Origin of the sequence: Natronosalvus halobius, from assembly GCF_024138145.1 — an archaeon.
In the GTDB taxonomy this organism is placed as follows: Archaea; Halobacteriota; Halobacteria; order Halobacteriales; family Natrialbaceae; genus Natronosalvus; species Natronosalvus halobius.
This window is the reverse complement of sequence record NZ_CP099997.1, coordinates 1,839,775-1,855,999: the sequence shown is the minus strand read 5'-3', so window position 1 is coordinate 1,855,999 and position 16,225 is coordinate 1,839,775. Positions and strand designations below refer to the sequence as shown.

18 protein-coding genes are annotated in these 16,225 nt (G+C 64.1%); 11 read left to right on the top strand and 7 right to left on the bottom strand.

Annotated elements, in window-relative coordinates; translation table 11 throughout:
• The first annotated feature begins 66 nt into the window (after window positions 1–66).
• The 8 genes from NGM15_RS09135 to NGM15_RS09100 all read left to right on the top strand — a co-directional run bounded on the left by NGM15_RS09135 (window position 67) and on the right by NGM15_RS09100 (window position 8,326).
• Window positions 67–1,131 (top strand): anthranilate phosphoribosyltransferase, encoded by a 1,065-nt coding sequence (locus NGM15_RS09135; RefSeq protein ID WP_253429808.1) that lies wholly within the window; start codon window positions 67–69, stop codon window positions 1,129–1,131.
• Between the two features lie 96 nt (window positions 1,132–1,227).
• On the top strand, window positions 1,228–1,743 hold the full coding sequence (locus NGM15_RS09130) for a peptidylprolyl isomerase (protein WP_253429805.1): 516 nt from the start codon (window positions 1,228–1,230) through the stop codon (window positions 1,741–1,743).
• 70 nt (window positions 1,744–1,813) lie between these two features.
• The gene (locus tag NGM15_RS09125) at window positions 1,814–2,185 is read left to right on the top strand and encodes a ferredoxin (RefSeq protein WP_253429804.1); all 372 of its coding nucleotides are present in this window, start codon (window positions 1,814–1,816) and stop codon (window positions 2,183–2,185) included.
• A gap of 63 nt (window positions 2,186–2,248) precedes the next feature.
• A complete protein-coding gene (locus tag NGM15_RS09120) occupies window positions 2,249–3,352 on the top strand; it encodes a ComEC/Rec2 family competence protein (RefSeq protein WP_253429801.1) in 1,104 nt (367 codons plus the stop codon).
• The gene (locus NGM15_RS09115; protein WP_253429798.1) at window positions 3,349–3,756 is read left to right on the top strand and encodes a DUF3006 family protein; all 408 of its coding nucleotides are present in this window, start codon (window positions 3,349–3,351) and stop codon (window positions 3,754–3,756) included. The genes NGM15_RS09120 and NGM15_RS09115 overlap by 4 nt, the downstream gene beginning before the upstream one ends.
• 202 nt (window positions 3,757–3,958) lie before the next feature.
• Entirely contained in the window at window positions 3,959–4,555 is a 597-nt protein-coding gene (gene rdfA, locus NGM15_RS09110) for a rod-determining factor RdfA (protein ID WP_253429795.1), read from the top strand.
• Window positions 4,556–4,726: 171 nt separating this feature from the next.
• Window positions 4,727–6,673 carry an archaea-specific SMC-related protein gene (locus NGM15_RS09105; RefSeq protein WP_253429792.1) on the top strand — a complete coding sequence of 649 codons (1,947 nt, stop codon included), beginning with the start codon at window positions 4,727–4,729 and terminating at the stop codon, window positions 6,671–6,673.
• A 378-nt stretch (window positions 6,674–7,051) separates the two neighbouring features.
• Window positions 7,052–8,326 (top strand): DNA double-strand break repair nuclease NurA, encoded by a 1,275-nt coding sequence (locus tag NGM15_RS09100; protein ID WP_253429790.1) that lies wholly within the window; start codon window positions 7,052–7,054, stop codon window positions 8,324–8,326.
• A gap of 2 nt (window positions 8,327–8,328) precedes the next feature.
• Here NGM15_RS09100 and NGM15_RS09095 read toward each other — a convergent pair whose 3' ends face one another.
• Window positions 8,329–8,694, bottom strand: a complete 366-nt coding sequence (locus NGM15_RS09095) for a DUF7113 family protein (protein WP_253429787.1) — start codon at window positions 8,692–8,694, stop codon at window positions 8,329–8,331.
• Between the two features lie 342 nt (window positions 8,695–9,036).
• Here NGM15_RS09095 and NGM15_RS09090 point away from each other — a divergent pair, with 342 nt between their 5' ends.
• Together NGM15_RS09090 and NGM15_RS09085 are read left to right on the top strand one after the other, a co-directional pair.
• A complete protein-coding gene (locus NGM15_RS09090) occupies window positions 9,037–10,248 on the top strand; it encodes a DUF7350 domain-containing protein (protein WP_253429784.1) in 1,212 nt (403 codons plus the stop codon).
• Window positions 10,245–11,093 (top strand): cohesin domain-containing protein, encoded by an 849-nt coding sequence (locus NGM15_RS09085; protein ID WP_253429781.1) that lies wholly within the window; start codon window positions 10,245–10,247, stop codon window positions 11,091–11,093. Before NGM15_RS09090 ends, NGM15_RS09085 begins: the two co-directional genes overlap by 4 nt.
• Before the next feature lie 94 nt (window positions 11,094–11,187).
• On the opposite strand, the gene NGM15_RS09080 is transcribed toward NGM15_RS09085, so the two are convergent.
• Window positions 11,188–11,988, bottom strand: a complete 801-nt coding sequence (locus NGM15_RS09080) for an aldo/keto reductase (protein ID WP_253429779.1) — start codon at window positions 11,986–11,988, stop codon at window positions 11,188–11,190.
• 128 nt (window positions 11,989–12,116) lie between these two features.
• Here NGM15_RS09080 and NGM15_RS09075 point away from each other — a divergent pair, with 128 nt between their 5' ends.
• The gene (locus tag NGM15_RS09075; RefSeq protein WP_253429777.1) at window positions 12,117–12,518 is read left to right on the top strand and encodes a DUF3006 domain-containing protein; all 402 of its coding nucleotides are present in this window, start codon (window positions 12,117–12,119) and stop codon (window positions 12,516–12,518) included.
• 121 nt (window positions 12,519–12,639) lie between these two features.
• Here NGM15_RS09075 and NGM15_RS09070 read toward each other — a convergent pair whose 3' ends face one another.
• The 5 genes from NGM15_RS09070 to phnC all read right to left on the bottom strand — a co-directional run bounded on the left by NGM15_RS09070 (window position 12,640) and on the right by phnC (window position 16,215).
• Window positions 12,640–13,416 carry an MSCRAMM family adhesin SdrC gene (locus tag NGM15_RS09070; protein WP_253429774.1) on the bottom strand — a complete coding sequence of 259 codons (777 nt, stop codon included), beginning with the start codon at window positions 13,414–13,416 and terminating at the stop codon, window positions 12,640–12,642.
• A gap of 174 nt (window positions 13,417–13,590) precedes the next feature.
• Window positions 13,591–13,716 carry a hypothetical protein gene (locus NGM15_RS18705; RefSeq protein ID WP_256498839.1) on the bottom strand — a complete coding sequence of 42 codons (126 nt, stop codon included), beginning with the start codon at window positions 13,714–13,716 and terminating at the stop codon, window positions 13,591–13,593.
• A gap of 33 nt (window positions 13,717–13,749) precedes the next feature.
• Complete coding sequence (gene hisH, locus NGM15_RS09065; protein ID WP_253429771.1) at window positions 13,750–14,427, bottom strand: imidazole glycerol phosphate synthase subunit HisH; 678 nt, start codon at window positions 14,425–14,427, stop codon at window positions 13,750–13,752.
• Window positions 14,428–14,503: 76 nt separating this feature from the next.
• Entirely contained in the window at window positions 14,504–15,442 is a 939-nt protein-coding gene (phnE, locus tag NGM15_RS09060; protein WP_253429769.1) for a phosphonate ABC transporter, permease protein PhnE, read from the bottom strand.
• Window positions 15,439–16,215: a phosphonate ABC transporter ATP-binding protein gene (gene phnC / locus NGM15_RS09055; RefSeq protein ID WP_253429766.1), complete on the bottom strand. Its 777-nt coding sequence runs from the start codon at window positions 16,213–16,215 to the stop codon at window positions 15,439–15,441. The genes phnE and phnC overlap by 4 nt, the downstream gene beginning before the upstream one ends.
• Window positions 16,216–16,225 lie beyond the last annotated feature (10 nt).

Genomic DNA, 16,225 nt, shown 5'->3' with positions numbered 1-16,225 from the left:
GGCCACCACGCCGCTGCGATCGATCCAAACGGGAGGTTTTTCCCCCGCCCATCCCAACCTCGAACTATGGCCCAGGCTACCCAGGACTTCGGCGAGTGGCCGCTGAAACGCCTGATGACCGAAATCGTCGGCTCCGGTCCCAAATCCGCCGACGACATGACCCGCGAGCAGGCTCGAGAGGCGTTCCGGCGGATTCTCGCCGACGAACCCGACCCGACCACGCTGGGGGCGTTCTGGCTGGCGAATCGCTGGAAGAAGAATACGCCCGAGGAGCTGGCGGCGTTCACCGACGTCATGCGCGAGGAGAGCGTCGTGACGGCTGAACCCGACTGCGACCCCGTCGACTGTGGCGCGAACTACGACGGCAAGCACACCACGGCCGTCCTCGGCGTGGCCGCCGGTATCGTCGCCGCTGCCGCCGGGACGCCCATCGTAACCCACTCCGGCGACCGCGTCCCCACCCAGAAGGCGACGGCCTACAAGCACGTCCTGGACGAACTGGGCGTTCGGACGGAACTCGAGCCCAGGGAATCAGCGGAGATGGTCGACGAGACCGGCTTCGGCTTCTACTACCAGCCGACCTTCAGCCCCGGCGTCCACGCGCTGTACGACCGTCGGGATCAGATGGGCGTTCGAACGTTCGTCAACACCATCGAGACCGTCGCCAATCCGGCTAATGCCAACGTCCACCTCGGCTCGTTCTACCACCTGGCGTTCGCGAAGAAGACGTGCGACCTGGTCGCCGAGAGCGAGGCACTCGAGTTCTCCCGCGTCGTCATGTTCCAGGGAATGGAGGGCTACGACGACATCCGTCCCGGGTACACGAAAGTCGCCGACTGGCGGGCTGGCGAGTTCGACGACTTCGAGATCGAAACCGCCGAGTACGGTATGGAGATGGAGAACGACGACCTCGCCGTCGACGACGTCGACGCCGACTCCGCAGCGATCACCGAGGCTGTTCTCGCCGGCGAGCGCGACGACCACTTCGCCGACGCCGTCGCGCTCAACGCCGCGTTCCGGATGTTCGCCCGTGACGACGTAGCCGATCTCGAGGACGGCCTCGAGCGCGCTCGCGCGGTTATCGACGACGGGAGCGCGGCGGCAGTGCTCGAGGATCTGCGCGCGTTCTGATCCTCTCGCAAATCGACCGGGGTTGCGCGCGGATACTGCGACGACCGTTGCCTCGAGACCACCACTGTTTTCACCACGCCCCTCGTCGGCCGTGGTATGGCAAATCCGACAGCGACGCTTCACACGAGCGAAGGCGACATCACCGTCGAACTGTTCGAAGAGCGAGCGCCCCGAACGGTCGGGAACTTCGTCGGTCTGGCGACTGGCGAGCGCGAGTGGACCGATCCCGAAACCGACGAGCGTGTCACCGACGAACCGCTGTACGACGACGTGCCCTTTCATCGTATCATCGAGGGGTTCATGATCCAGGGCGGCGACCCGACCGGCACCGGTCGCGGCGGCCCCGGCTACACCTTCGACGACGAGTTCCACGACGACCTCACTCACGACAGCGCCGGCACCCTCTCGATGGCCAACGCCGGCCCGAACACGAACGGCTCGCAGTTCTTCATCACCCTCGACGCGACGCCTCACCTCGACGGCCGCCACTCGGTCTTCGGCGAAGTGACCGACGGGATGGACGTCGTTCGCGAGATCGGTTCCGTAGAAACGGACGGGAACGACAAGCCAAAACGCGACATCGTTCTCGAGTCGGTGTCCGTCGATCGGTAGGATCGATCGCGGGATCGATCGCACCCTCGAAACCGTAACGCGAAAGACCGTCGCCTCCCGAGGTGACGATATGAGCGACGCACGCGAGAAGACCGCTGAAACCGACGGGGGCGAAGGACGCCCACGCCCCAGCGACGTCGGCTCGAGCGACGGGCCGCCGGTCGACGAGAAGCCGTACAAGATCATCTTCGAGGCGAACAAGTGCTTCGGCGCGGGCAAGTGCGCCGAGGTGAGCGACAACTGGGAGATGGACCTCCAGACGAGTCTCGCGCGGCCAAATTCGTACTTTATCAGCGAGGACGATCTCCAGGAGAACGTCCGCGCGGCCGAGGTCTGTCCGGCGAAGAAAGACCAGGGCTGTATCCACGTGATCGACCGCCGAACGGACGAGGAGATCGCGCCCGATCCACACGGCGACGGCACGCTGAGCGTCGACTGGTAGTTGCCGCGGAACCGGCCCGCGGTGACGGCAAGGTCCATATGCATTCGAATCGAAGAATGACGCGTGCGACCCGTTCGTCTGCTGCTCCTGACGCTCGTCGTCGTCGTACTGGTTACCGGCGGCTGTCTCGACTTCGGGACGTCAACGGGTCCTCGAGACGTCGATGGTGGAGACGGTGACGACGGCGACGAACTCGAAGACGGTGACGACACTGACGACAGCGACGATCACTCCAACGACGGCGAAACGGATCGGAAGACGGGCACACTCGAAATCCACCACATCGACGTGGGACAGGCCGACGCGACCCTGCTGATCGAGCCATCGGGGGAGACGATGCTCGTCGACAGCGGCGACTGGCGAGACGACGGTGAGCAGGTCATCGCCTACCTCGAGGAGCGGGGAATCGACCGCGTCGACCACCTCGTCGCGACCCACGCCCACGCCGATCACATCGGCGGCCACGCCGCGGTGATCGAGCACGTCGAGACGAACGGCGACGGCGTCGGCGCCATCTACGACTCCGGTGTCGTCTCGACGAGCCAGACCTACGAACGCTACCTGGACGCCGTGGAGAAACACGATGTCGACCTCTTTCCGGTTCGAGAGGGGGACGCCGTCGACTTCGGCGAGGCGGAAATCGAGTTCTACAATCCGCCGGCCGAGGGTCCGAACGACGAGGACGGCCTCAACGACAACAGCATCGTTTTATCCGTAGCCTACGGCGACGTCTCCTACCTGACGACCGGTGACGCCGGGCGCACGGTCGAATCGCGCCTGGTCGAGCGCCACGGCGACGACCTCCGGGCGGAGGTCTACCAGGCAGGACACCACGGGTCATCGACCAGCTCGTCGTCGGCGTTTCTCGACGTCGTCGATCCCGAGGTGACGGTCGTCTCGGCTCCCCTCGAGAGTCAGTACGGACATCCGCACGACGAGGTGCTCGCGGCGTTCAGCGAACGCGGAATCGAGACCTACTGGACGGGCGTTCACGGTCACGTGGTCGTCACCACGGACGGCGAGTCTGTCGCGGTTCAGACGGAGCGGTCTGGTCCAACGGATGGATACGTCCTCCTGGAGGAGTTCTCGACCGATGAGACGGAGACGTCCGAGCAATTGGCCCAACGCGTAACCGGATTCCCGACGGAGGTACTCTCACTCCCATGACCAGTGCGACTGTCACTGCCGTCCTCGACCGCATCGCCGACGATTCGGTCGCGGTGTTGCTGCTCGAGACCGAGGCCGGCGACGAAGGCGAAGACAACGACGACCACGGCAACGACGTCGATGGTATCGAAGACGAAACACTCGATGGCGAAGACACCGAAGCCGACAGCGGCGGAGCCACCGAAGCCGATGACGGTGAAGACGCTACGAAACGCCGGCAACTCGACCTCGACCTCGAGTCACTCCCCGAGAACGGCCGCCACGAGGGGGCCGTCTTCGAAGTCGTTCTCGAGGATGGAGCAGTACGCGAGATGCGGTATCGACCCGACGAGGAGACTGATCGCCGCGATCGACTGCAGGATCGTTTCGACCGACTCTCCGACCGACTTCCGGACCGAGACTAACTGTCAACAATCGCCTCGTTCGACGCTCCTCTCTACTTTCTCATACGTCTCCGTCTCGAACGCCTACGATTTCGATACGCGGCTTCGCTGACCACGTCTCAGCTACGCGACCTCACTGTCCACGTCCCAGCCGATACTTTCACGTACCGGACACACCCATACCCGGTAATGATCGACCGACCCGTCAGGAGGCGGAGAACGTATGCCGACTAAGGTCGCTCGTCTGCTCGAGACCTACGACCTCGAGAGCCTCGGACTCGAACTCGAACAGCGCTGGCTCGGGAAGGGGTACGAACGGGAGAGCCTCCGCAAGTTGGCCACGCGATTCAACGAGCGTCTCCTCGGTGAACGGATGGCTCGCGCCGGCCTGTCGCCACTCGACGGCGAGGTCGAGAACACGTATCGACTCCTCACCGATGACGGCGTAAGCGCCGGGATGCGAACCCAGGCCGAACGCGAACTCGAACGGGCCGGCATCGACGTCGACGCGCTCCGACGGGAGTTCGTCTCCCACCAGGCGGTTCACACCTACCTGACGAGCGACCGGGAACTCGAGGGGCCCTCGAGCCAGACGAGTCCGGAGGACCGCCTCGAGCGGGATGCAGCGTCCATCCAGCGACTCTCGAGTCGGCTGACCGCGGTCACGGAGGACACAGTGAAGCGATATCGGGAGACGGACCTCCTCGAGAGCGGTTCCGTATCGGTGCTCGTCGACGTGAACGTCCTCTGTGAGGAGTGTGGAGAGCAGTACGACGTCGCGACGTTCCTCGAGCGTGGCGGTTGTCGCTGTCGCGAGTGATGGATCGGATCTGTCGTGAGTGATGGATCGGATCTGTCGTGAGTGATCGATCGAATCTGACGTGAGTGATCGATCGACCCGTTCGAGTAAACGGAACGCCAACGACCACTTGTCGTTCGAAACGGACGATAGACGATGGCATATAAATAGGTGGTGCCCCAAGTGGGGCCAATGAGCGCAGGCGAGACGACTGGACAGCCACGAGTGTCCGTCGAAAACATCGGCGGAATCGACTCGACGACGGTAGAACTGACGACGGGCGTGAACGTCCTCACGGGCCGAAACGCGACGAACCGAACCTCCTTCCTTCGATCTATCATGGGCGCACTCGGAAGCGACCACGTTTCCCTCAAGGCGGACGCCGACCACGGCTCGGTAACGTTAGAGCTCGAAGGTGAAACGTACGAGCGCCACTTCGAACGTCGGGAGGGGCGGATCGTCAGTTCAGGTGATCCCTATCTCGAGGATCCAACGCTGGCGAACCTCTTCGCATTCTTGCTCGAGTCGAACACCGCACGGCAGGCCGTTAGCCAGCAAGATGACCTTCGCGAGGTCATCATGCGGCCGGTCGACATCGAGGAGATCGAGGCCGAAATCTCCCAGGCCGAATCCGACAAACGCCGCCTCGACGAAGAGATCGACCGTCTCACGTCCCTCAAATCGTCGCTTCCCTCGCTCGAGGAACGTCGACAGTCGCTCCGGAAGGAGATCGAGGAAACGGAGGCCGAACTCGAGGAACGACGCGCAGACCTCGAGGCCTCGCGCGCGGACGAATCCGAGACCGACGACGACGAACTCGAGGCTAAACTCGACGATCTGCAGTCGGCGCGAAACAACTTAGAGGACATCCAGTTCCAGCACGAGACCGAACAACAGAGCATCGAAACCCTCGAGTCGGAACTCGAGGAGATGCAGGACGAACTCGAGGAGCTTCCCGACGGCTTCGAAACGGATCCCGACGCACTCGAACGGGAACTCGAGACACTTCGCGACCAGCGATCGACGCTCGATTCGAGTACGAACCAGCTCCAGAGCATCATCCAGTTCAACGAGGAGATGCTCGAGGGGACGAACCAGCGAATCACGCAGGCGTTGCAGGGCGAAACGTCCGAAACCGATGGTGGCGCGGTAACCGAACAATTGCTCGAAGACGACACAGCCATGTGCTGGACGTGCGGGTCCACGGTCGAAACCGACCAGATCGAGTCGACGATCGACCGCCTTCGCTCCCTCCGCCAGGAGCACGTCCAGGAACGCAACGAACTCCGGCGCCAGATCGACGACCGGAAGGAGACGTTGCGGGAGGCACGGGAGACGAGCCAGCGTCGACAGACGCTGACACAGCGAATCGAGAGTACGGAGGACGAACTCGAGCAACGGCGCGACCGGCTCGAGACGCTCAACGAGCGCGAAACCGAACTCCAGGAGGGAATTGACGACCTGGAGACGACGGTCGACGAACTCGAGGAGGAGAGCGAGAGCGAAACGCTCGATCACCAGAAGGAGGTGACCGAACTCGAATTCCAGGTCGGCCGCCTGGAGGACGACCTCGCGGACGTCGAGGCGGAAATCGAGGAAGCCGAGACCGAGATCGGCCGCATCGACGACCTGCGATCACAGCGAGAGCGCGCGTCCGAACGACTCACCGACCTCCGGACTCGGATCGACCGCATCGAACGGGAGTCGGTCGAGGCGTTCAACGACCACATGTCCTCGGTGCTCGACGTCCTGGAGTACGAGAACCTCGAGCGCATCTGGATCGAGCGAACCGAGCGGACGGTCAAGGAGGGACGACGGCGCGTCGACCGACCGGTTTTCGAGTTACACATCGTTCGACAGGCCGACGACGGGCGGACCTACGAGGACACGGTCGATCACCTGAGCGAGAGCGAGCGAGAGGTGACGGGACTCGTGTTCGCGCTGGCTGGTTATCTCGTCCACGAGGTGTACGACGAGGTGCCGTTCATGCTGTTGGACTCGCTCGAAGCCATCGACTCGAATCGGATCGCCCGACTCGTGGAGTACTTCAGCGAGTACGCGGAGACGCTCGTGACGGCATTGCTTCCCGAGGACGCGGCCGCCCTGGATGAGGAGTATACGCGAATTACGTCGATCTAGCTTTTTCGGGGTAAAGTCCTAAGTCTGAAGGCACGCTCCAACGGATGTCGTGTCCGATTGGTATCCGGACTGGTGTCGTATACGGTGTTCAGTCGTGATTCGAGCGTTACACGGATAGGTGTGTAACGTACAGACTGGAGGGTACGTTTGGGTACGGACTCGAGGGTACGTTTGGATACGGACTCGAGGGTACGTTTGGACTGGTAGGTAACGCATGGTCTACCGGTACCGCCTTCCTCGAGACGACGTAATCGACCTCTCAATTACTGTTCATAGCTATAATACTGATACGTATTGAATCGCTGTCGATGGCCCCGACCGGCGGTTTGGGCAAAGCGACCACTGGCTTTTTTGCTGATTGACTCGGTGGAGTCGAGCATGACACTCGATCCGGTTCACTTTGACGGCATCGCGCGGCTCGCGCGACGGATCGATCACGGGGCCGACGAGCGCGACCACCGGGCGCTCGCCGAGACGGTCTGGGCTGACTTTCTCGACCCGCTGATCGACGGTGACGGCCGATTCGTCCTCGAGCCGCTCGACACCGTCTCGAAGCACCTCGTCGACCGGGAGGCCATCGCCCTCTGTGACCGGCCGTTCGAAACCGAACATGGACTGGACGCCGGGACGATCAACCCGACGGTGTTCAAGAACGGCCTCGTGATCGACATCGCCCAGGCGGCGATGAGCACGACGCCCTCGTCGCTCGACCTCCACCGCTCGCGGACGATGATCGCGACGGTCCACTCGAACGATCAGACGGCCCACGTCGACGAGACGTGGGACGAGTTCGACGACGGGTACAGTCGCTCGCGGGCGATCAAGGTCCAGCAACGACTGCCGCGGTTCGCCGAGGGCATCGTCCACGCGCTGGCGCTCTACCTCGCCGAGAGCGAACACGCCCGCGATCACGCCGAGGACGTCTCGGACCTGCTGATCCTGGACGGGCCGCTCTACCCGCGAGGGCTCCTCCGGTGGTCGGACCAGCACCCGGACCTCGCGACGTTTCTCGAGGAGAATGCCCGGCCGAAACAGGTCGTCCAGAACTACGTTCGACTGGTCGAGACGTTCCTCGAGCGCGACGTCCCACTCGTCGGTTTCGTCAAGAACCCGGCGACACGGGCGATCACCCGGGCGGTGCAGTCGAAGGACATCGAGGCGCCGTGGGGCGACGACGGGACGTTCTTTACCCGCATTCTCGAGCGCGGCGAGTACGTCTCGGACATCGACGGGGAGCGCTGGGAACGCGACACCGAGAGCCTGACCTACACCGGATGGTTCCGTTCGCGAGGCGGCGTCGACAGACCCCTCTCGCCGGAAGGTGACGCACTCGGCGTCGATCGAAAACTCGACCTGGAGGCCTACGAAGTGACGTTCTTCGTGATCTACGACCCACGCGACGACTTGATCTACCGGGTGGAATCGCCGTACGGGGTCGTTCGCGACGAGGGGCGCCGGGACCGACTCACCCGGCAGGTGCTCCAGGACGTGGCCGTCACGGGCGGGCCGCCACAGGTCATCGAGAAGGCGGACGAACTCGCCAGAATCAGCGCGTCCGAGAAACGCTCGCTCCGTGAGGCCCTCGAGACACAGTTCGAGACGGTCGAACGGCGAACGTACGACGACAAGCGGTGGGGCGAGGAGTTCGTCTGAGGTTAGGTCGCGTCCCGTTCGAGCACGTCGGCGGCGTCGAGTTCGTCCTTCTCGATCTCGAGGTCGACGGCCTCGCGGTCGACGCCGATGCGGGCGAACTGGGTCTGAATGTGCTCGGTTGCGGCCTCGAGTGCCTGTTCACGGGTGTCGAAGCCCCGTGGCATCGGCGATTCGAAGGCAATGTGAACCTCGCGGCCGTCGATGAGCTGTGCGGTGCCGCCGCTATCGACCTCGTAGAACTCGTCGCAGATCCAGACGTACGGGGCGCCTTCGTCCGGCGCGCCGCGGAACGTGGGCGACTGCTCACCGCGCTCGTACAGCGTCCCGGTGAGTTCGGTCCCGCCGGCACGGCCGCGTATGAGGAGCATACGAGTGAGTAGGGTATCGAAACGGAAAAACCGGATGGTTGCAAGATGGCCACGAGCGGCCGTCTCGACAGACATTCTGTCTGTCGATAGATTCAGCGATTCACGACTCCCCGGAATTTCTCGCGTACCTGACTCCAGGCCAGCGGGCGATTCGTTCACGCTCGCGGAGTGTGTTCGACGTCACCACTGTTTGGACCGTGGTGTCTGTGGACCTGTTCGTTCGAAGACGACACTCCGTATCGTCTCCCTACCCGATAATTCGCGATGGTAACGACTGGGTCGACGAATCCGATTCTCGGTAACAGAAACCGGTAAATCGCTCACCGCCGAACACGTACGCAGATGTACGGATCCCCCCCGCTTTCGCGACGCCGCCTCCTCCAGCGAGCGACCGCCGGGGCCGGCACACTCGCCATCGCCGGCTGTCTCGAGCGCGGTGAGGACGACACCCCGGAATCGACCGGGGACGACGAACCGAACGGATCGGACGACGGCACCGATGGACCCGACGACCTGCTCGCGTTCCCCGAAATCGAGAACCCGCCGGACGCGGTGTACCGACCGACCCACCGCGAGCGCGTGCGGATGCTCGAGCCCGTCGACGCCGGCGACTACCACGTCGCCGGGATGGTCACCTACCCGCACCCGTTCTGGCTCGTCGACGGGAGCGGCGTCGAGACGGTCGAACCCGACCGTGACGATGTCCACCTGATGGTCACCGCCTGGGATCGCGAGACCGGACAGGTGGTTCCCGTCGACTCGAGTCCCGTCCTCGAACTCTCCCAGGACGGCGAGTTCGTCCGCGAGGTTCGCCCGTGGCTCATGCTCTCCCAGCAGATGGGCTTTCACTTCGGGGACAATCTCTCCCTCGATGGCGACGGTACCTATCGCGTCGAGGGCCGATTGAGCCCGGTCTCGATCCGTAAAACTGGCGCATTCGAGGATCGACTCGATGACCCCGTCTCGTTCGAATTCGCGTTCGACTTCGACGACGACCTTCGCCGACTCGCAACCGAGGTCGAGTACTTCCCCGAAGACGAGTGGGGCGAGCGCGGCGCGCTCGAACCGATGGCGAACGGAGATGGCGAGAGCGACAACGACGTGTCCGATCACGATGGCCACGCTATCCCGTACTCGAGCACACCGCCGACGGGAGGCCTCCCGGGCTCTCTCCAGGAACCGCTCGAGAGTGGCGACGCCGTCTTCGAGGTCACGATTCTCGAGCCAGGTTCCAGATTCGTCGATGGCGAGGCAGACGCCGGTACCGATACCGGCACCGACGGTCGGTACCTCGCCGTCTCCCCACGAACGCCTTACAACCACTGCGTACTCCCGCTGATGGCGCTCGAGGTGACCGTCGACGGCGACTCCCGGCGGCTGACCGAAACCCTCGACCACGAACTCGGCCTTCACTACGGGACGGCGCTGGCGACCGATCCGGACGAGGCTACCCTCGAACTCGAGGTTCGAACACCGCCGCAGGTCTCGAGACACCGGGGCTACGAGACGGCCTTCCTCGAGATGCCGTCTGCGTCGACGGTGATCTCGCTATGATCGGCATCGGCCGCCGACTCCTCGTCGCGTCGCTCGCGCTGGCACTGGTGACGTCCGCCGTCGCACTGGCCGGGTTCGGGGTCGGGACCGTCACCGCCGGCGACGCCGTCGCCACAATCTCGCCGACGCCCTACGAGGTCGAGGCCCAACCCGGCGAGGAAATCGAAATCGACGTCGTCATGGGCAGCCAGGGCGCCCACGGCGAGGGCGTCGCCTCCTACGAGTTGATCGCCCAGTACCACCCCAATTACCTCGAGGTCACGGACATCGAGGCGGGCGACTGGCTCGAACAGGGCGAGGAAACGGAAATCCGCGAGGAACGGGTGATCGCCAACGAGGCCGGAACGGCGATCCTCGAGCAGCGGCGCGATCCAGTGGCCGGCGGAGCGACGGGGCAGACTCGCGTCGCCACGATCACGGTCCAGGTCGTGACGGACGCACCGGCGGCACAGACGACACTCTCCTTCGGAAACTCGGAGGTCTACCTCGAGCGCGAGTTCCCGCTCGCAGTGCACGACCGGGAGGTGACGATCTCGATCGACGGCGGGGAGGAACCGCACGAGCCGTTCGATCACCCCGATCCGCAGAATCGCGACGTGCTCGAGGCGGATGCAAACGATTCGGCCGACGAACCCGATACCGCCGGTACTGGGGACGAACTGGACTCGAGCGACTCCACCGACGATGTGGACGAGAACGCCTCCGGATCGGCGGCCGAGTCAGGCAGCGACGAGCCACGCGGGGCAGACGATGTCGATTCGGTGCCCGGATTCACGCCCGTCTCCCTGCTCGTGGTGCTCCTCGCACTCGCTGGGTTCTACCGGGTCCTGGATGGAGAACGATAGCGGTGTCTCGAGTCGTGTAGCGAATCCTTCGAGCAGTCACCGACGCCGAATCCCTGGAGCGATCACTGACGTCGGTTCTCCGAACAGTCCTCGATCAGCGATTCCACGCGGCCGCGTCCGGATCGACCAGTCGCTCGCCACGGTCGAGTTCGGCGATGCGATCCAGTTCGTCGTCGCTCAACGCCACGTCGAGCGCCGCGTAGTTCTCCTCGACGTGGTCGCCGGTCGCCTTCGGGATGGGGACCACGCCCTCACGGGCGTAGTGCCACGCGAGCGTCACCTGGACGGGCGTGGCGTCGTGAGCGTCGGCGATCGCCTCGAGCGCGTCGTTCCCGGCGACGTTGCCCTTCGCGATCGGACAGTAGGCCACCGTCGTTAGGTCGTGCTCGCGTCCGTACTCGACCAGGTCGTCCTGCTGGAGGAACGGGTGCAGTTCGACCTGGTTGGCCACGATGGGTGAGTCGAGGATCTCTCGAGCCTCTTCGAGCAACTCGACGGTGAAGTTACTCACGCCGACATTGCGCGTCAGCCCGCGCTCGCGAACCTCGTCCATCGCGGGCAACGTCTCTGCGGGGTCGTAGGCGTCGGTCGGCCAGTGGACGTACAGCAGGTCGATCGAATCGACTCCGAGTCGATCGAGGCTCTCCTCGGTGGTCTCGAGGACGTCGTCGTGTGCGAGGTTCGAGGGGTGGACCTTCGTCGCCAGGAACACGTCCTCGCGGTCGACGTCGCTTCGCTCGAGCGCGGCCCCGACTGCAGCCTCGTTGTCGTACATCTGGGCGGTGTCGACGTGGCGGTAGCCGGCCTCGAGCGCTCGTACGACGCTCTCGGTGCAGGTCTCTCCTTCGTGACCAGACGTTCCGAAGCCGGGTTGTGGGACGGGTGTCTCGCTCATACGGAACCGGACGAGCGCCGAGTACTCGAGTGTCGGGGAAGCGGCAAGTGGTCGGCCGTCCCTCGAGTCGGTTTCGCGCCTCCGTCGTGCGCCTCGAGTTTATATACGATCGGGCGGCCAGACCGTCCATGGCTCGACAGCCCACTCGAACTCGCCGTACCGTACTCGGAACGATTGCCGGCCTCGCCATGGGCACTACTGCGGGAATCGTTAGCGGGAGCGGCGACGGAGCCCCCTCACAGGACGGGCCCGCCGACGCTCCGGCATCGCGCACCCAGCCAACGGCTCCCACCTCGAATTCGGGGCTCCCGTTCGAAACGTTCGTTGCGACCGTCGACCGAATCGTCGACGGCGAACACGTAGTCATCCTGCTCGAGGAGGGCGGGCGAACCGTCGATCAACTCGTCGTGCCTCGTGATCGCCTCCCGACCGTCCAGGAGCGCGACCGACTCGTCGTGCTCGTTCGGGACGGGAACCTCGCCGCAGCCTGGCCGCTGCCCGACCGTCTCGATCCCCGCCTGGGGGAGTAACCACGGGTGCTGCCAGCGAGGCTCGAGAGGGCGTCTCGAGCGAAGCGACTCGCCGTTCGTTCGCCGTCGCCCGAGTCGACCTGGCGCTGTGCTCGAGAGCGGGGACCGAGGAACCGAGACGTCACTCCTCCTGCCCGACGCCGTCACCCGCATCGCTGCCATCGACATCGCCCTCGTCGTCCGCCTGCGACTCGTCCCGGTCGCTCTCGTCCTGGCGTTTCGCGTCGCCCCCGCTGTATTCATCCGTGTCGGCTTCCTCGTTCGAATCGTCGCCGTCCAGGACACCGGGTCTCGGCCCGCCGGCTTCGGGGTCGACCTCGCTATCGATCGACATCGTCGGTTGTGCCTGTTCGGCCGATGGACCGGTCGCCTCGCTCACTTCGTCCGCGACTGCGGTATCCGAGAGGTCTGCTTCCTCGGTATCGTCATCGTCTAGCCGTGGATCGCCCGCTGCCGGGGTTTCTGCGGCCGATTCGTCGTCGACGGCCGGCTCGAGTGACGACGTCTCGTCGTCTTGCCAGTCGAACGCGTCGCTCGAGGCATCGAGCCCGGTTTCGCGACCCTGATCTCCCCGTTGTGCTGCTGCGTGGGCCTCGTCTGACGTGGATTTGTCTGATTCCCCGGTGCTCGCACGGCGTCGCTTGACGCCGGCGCCGACGGCCGCGATGCCGATGGCGGTCGGGATGACGCCGCGCACTCGACCCCGTCGAATCGATCGGAGCCCTCGCCAGAGGACCACGGCGCCGGTCGCCATCGTGAGCGATCCGTCGCTCGCGCCGCGTCTGGCCAGCGATAGCGCTCGTTCGACCGTCGACCCGCCGTCGAGCGGCGCGTTCGACTCGAGCGCTCGTTCGGTCAGATCGCCCGTCTGATTCCCGCCGTCTCCTGTGTCGACCATTGGAACGGGAGCTACACCGTCGACGCAAGTGAATCTTAGCCCGGCATACCAATCCACGCTCGATGCCGTCGTTCGCCGGCCGACGTTTGTGGAAAAGCGCCTGATACCGGAGACGTGACCGCCGAAACGACACATCTCGAGCGCGGCCGCGAGCACTGCGTCGACTACCAGAAGTCACCTGCCAAGACGACGAGATGGAGCACGCGTGGAATCGGTCGTCGCTCCCGACCTCGTGGCCTCGACGACCTCGTCCTGGACCTGGATGACCTCGTCCTGGACGTCCTCACCCGTGATTCTCATGGACGTCCTCACCTGCGATTCTCATGGACGTCCTCACCTGTGATTCGTACAAATCCCGACGAAGTTCCGCAGGATCTGGAGCCCCGTCTCGCCGCTCTTCTCCGGGTGGAACTGGGTCCCGAAGACGTTGCCCGCCTCGTTCGCGACGATCGAGGGGAACCGTCGCTCGTAGTCGGTGGTCGCCACCGTCGCCGATTCGTCGTCGGGGACGGCGTAGTAGGAGTGAACGAAGTAGGCGTAGCGCCCGTCGACGCCCTCGACGAGCGGATGCTCTCGTTCGACCGCGAGTTCGTTCCAGCCCATGTGGGGGATCTTCTGGCCCTCGGCGAAGCGGACGTTGGTTCCGGAGATCAGGTCCAGGCCGGTGACGGCCGACTCGCCGTCGGTCTCGCCCTCTTCGCTCGATGTCAGGAGCATCTGCATACCGAGACAGATCCCGAAGAGCGGCTGGCCGCGCTCGGCGACCGCCAGGAGGTCATCCCGGAGCGGATCGGCGTTCTCGACGCCTTCGCGGAACGCGCCGACACCGGGAAGAACGACGCCATCGGCGTCCTCGAAGTCGGCCGGGTCGTCGGTGATTTCGACGGCGGCGCCCGCGCGCTCGAGGCCGCGAGTGACGCTCCGGAGGTTGCCCAGGCCGTAGTCGACGATGGCGACGTCGGCGAGGGTCTCCTCGCTCTCCGCTGGGGACGATAGCGTGCTCTTGGTCATACGTACGTGTCGGCGACGAGCGAGCAAGTGCGTTGCCCTTCGAGAAAGAACGGCCGCGGAGGGGGAGTGAAGCCGCTTACTTCGCGAGTGACTCGGCCATCCGCCTGGGGAAGCCCTTTAGCAGTTCCCACAGTCCCATCGGCTCCTCTTCGGCGCGGATGTAGGACCGAACGCGCTGGCTGAACATCTCTACGGAGATGATCAGCACCAGGATTACGAGGATCGTCGCCATCATGTTCGTGTACTCGAACAGGCGCTGCTGGACGGCCAGGGTGTAGCCGATCCCGCCACCGCCGATGATTCCCAGACTAACCGCGATTCGAATGTTGATCTCGAGGATGTAGAGCGTCCACGCGATGAACGGCGTGGTCACCTGCGAGAGCATCCCAAAGACGATCACCTGAATGCGCCCTGCACCGGTCGTCTGGATCGCCTCGATCGGCCCCGATTCGATCTCCTCCAGTTCGTCCGTGAACAGGCGACCCAGATTCCCGATCGTGTCGGTAGCGATCGCGAGTGTCGCGGTGAACGGCGTCACGCCGCCGAGCGGAACGTAGATCAGCGCCCAGACGAGTGCTGGGATGGCTCGAATCGAGGACATGACCCCCCGGAAGAGGAAGTTGAACGGGAACGGCGTGACCCGTCCGGATCCAAGGACGCTGAACAGCAGCGCGAGCGGGAAGCCCATGATCGTCCCTGCAAAGCCCATCGCGAGGGTAATTCCCGCCTGCCCGAAGAGATTCCGATCGATGATGAACTCCCAGTACTGGCCCACGTCGAGAACCGGGACGCCGTTGACGGTCGTGACCGGGAAGTACTGCTCGAGCGCCCCGAGGAACTGCGGCCCGTAGCGTATGTACTGGGCGACGGTCATCTCGACGGCGATTAGCGCGCGATAGAAGAGCGCCATGACGGCCAGAAAGAGGAGTCCGCCGATTACGGCCCGGATTCGACGTGCACGTCGAATTTCCTTGTAGCGCTGCTTTACCTCCGGCGAGAACGTCTGTTGGCTCACTGTGCGGTCGCCTCCGTTTCGTCGTCGATGAGATCACCCAGATCGGTTCCGTCGACCGAGGGTGAATCGTAGATTCGGTCGATCACGTCGAGGTCGAAGTCTTCTGCGTAGCCGTCGAAGACGACTTCACCGTGTTTCAGGCCGATGAATCGCTCGCCGAACTGGCGGGCGAGGTTCACCTGATGTAAGCTTACGACGGTCGTCAACTGGCGATTCTCCGCCGCTCGTAGGAGGTAGGTCATCACTTTCTGTGCGCTCCCGGGGTCGAGGCTGGCGACGGGTTCGTCCGCGAGTAGCGTCATCGGCTTTTGCACCAGCGCTCGAGCGATCCCGACGCGCTGTTGCTGCCCCCCGCTCATCTGGTTCGCTCGCTGGCCCGCCTCGTCGAGCAATCCGACGGTCTCGAGGGCCTGTAGCGCCTCGAGTTTATCCTCCCGGTCGTGAGACTGGAGCACACTCTCGAGCACGCCGCTTCGCTGTAACGTTCCGGTGAGTGCGTTCGAGTAGGCGCTCATCTGCCCGATGATGTTGTGCTGCTGGAAGATCATCGCGATCTCCGGGTGCGGTTCCGTGATGTCGGTATCGTTTATCGTGATCGTCCCGGATGTGGGCTTCGTCAGCCCGTTCATACACCGCAGAAGGGTAGATTTTCCCGATCCTGACGCTCCGAGTACCACGACGAACTCGCCCTGTGGGACCTCGAACGAGACGTCTTTCAACGCCTGCGTATCGCCAAATCGTTTGCTCACCCCCTCGACACTGATATATGACATTGAATGGTGT

Bases quoted from the DNA above. Each gene is read 5' to 3' on its own strand.
- NGM15_RS09135 (WP_253429808.1), top strand. From the start codon at position 67: ATGGCCCAGGCTACCCAGGACTTCGGCGAGTGGCCGCTGAAACGCCTG.
- NGM15_RS09130 (WP_253429805.1), top strand. From the start codon at position 1,228: ATGGCAAATCCGACAGCGACGCTTCACACGAGCGAAGGCGACATCACC.
- NGM15_RS09125 (WP_253429804.1), top strand. From the start codon at position 1,814: ATGAGCGACGCACGCGAGAAGACCGCTGAAACCGACGGGGGCGAAGGA.
- NGM15_RS09115 (WP_253429798.1), top strand. From the start codon at position 3,349: ATGACCAGTGCGACTGTCACTGCCGTCCTCGACCGCATCGCCGACGAT.
- rdfA (WP_253429795.1), top strand. From the start codon at position 3,959: ATGCCGACTAAGGTCGCTCGTCTGCTCGAGACCTACGACCTCGAGAGC.
- NGM15_RS09105 (WP_253429792.1), top strand. From the start codon at position 4,727: ATGAGCGCAGGCGAGACGACTGGACAGCCACGAGTGTCCGTCGAAAAC.
- NGM15_RS09100 (WP_253429790.1), top strand. From the start codon at position 7,052: ATGACACTCGATCCGGTTCACTTTGACGGCATCGCGCGGCTCGCGCGA.
- NGM15_RS09095 (WP_253429787.1), bottom strand. From the start codon at position 8,694: ATGCTCCTCATACGCGGCCGTGCCGGCGGGACCGAACTCACCGGGACG.
- NGM15_RS09090 (WP_253429784.1), top strand. From the start codon at position 9,037: ATGTACGGATCCCCCCCGCTTTCGCGACGCCGCCTCCTCCAGCGAGCG.
- NGM15_RS09085 (WP_253429781.1), top strand. From the start codon at position 10,245: ATGATCGGCATCGGCCGCCGACTCCTCGTCGCGTCGCTCGCGCTGGCA.
- NGM15_RS09080 (WP_253429779.1), bottom strand. From the start codon at position 11,988: ATGAGCGAGACACCCGTCCCACAACCCGGCTTCGGAACGTCTGGTCAC.
- NGM15_RS09075 (WP_253429777.1), top strand. From the start codon at position 12,117: ATGGCTCGACAGCCCACTCGAACTCGCCGTACCGTACTCGGAACGATT.
- NGM15_RS09070 (WP_253429774.1), bottom strand. From the start codon at position 13,416: ATGGTCGACACAGGAGACGGCGGGAATCAGACGGGCGATCTGACCGAA.
- NGM15_RS18705 (WP_256498839.1), bottom strand. From the start codon at position 13,716: ATGAGAATCACGGGTGAGGACGTCCAGGACGAGGTCATCCAGGTCCAG.
- hisH (WP_253429771.1), bottom strand. From the start codon at position 14,427: ATGACCAAGAGCACGCTATCGTCCCCAGCGGAGAGCGAGGAGACCCTC.
- phnC (WP_253429766.1), bottom strand. From the start codon at position 16,215: ATGTCATATATCAGTGTCGAGGGGGTGAGCAAACGATTTGGCGATACG.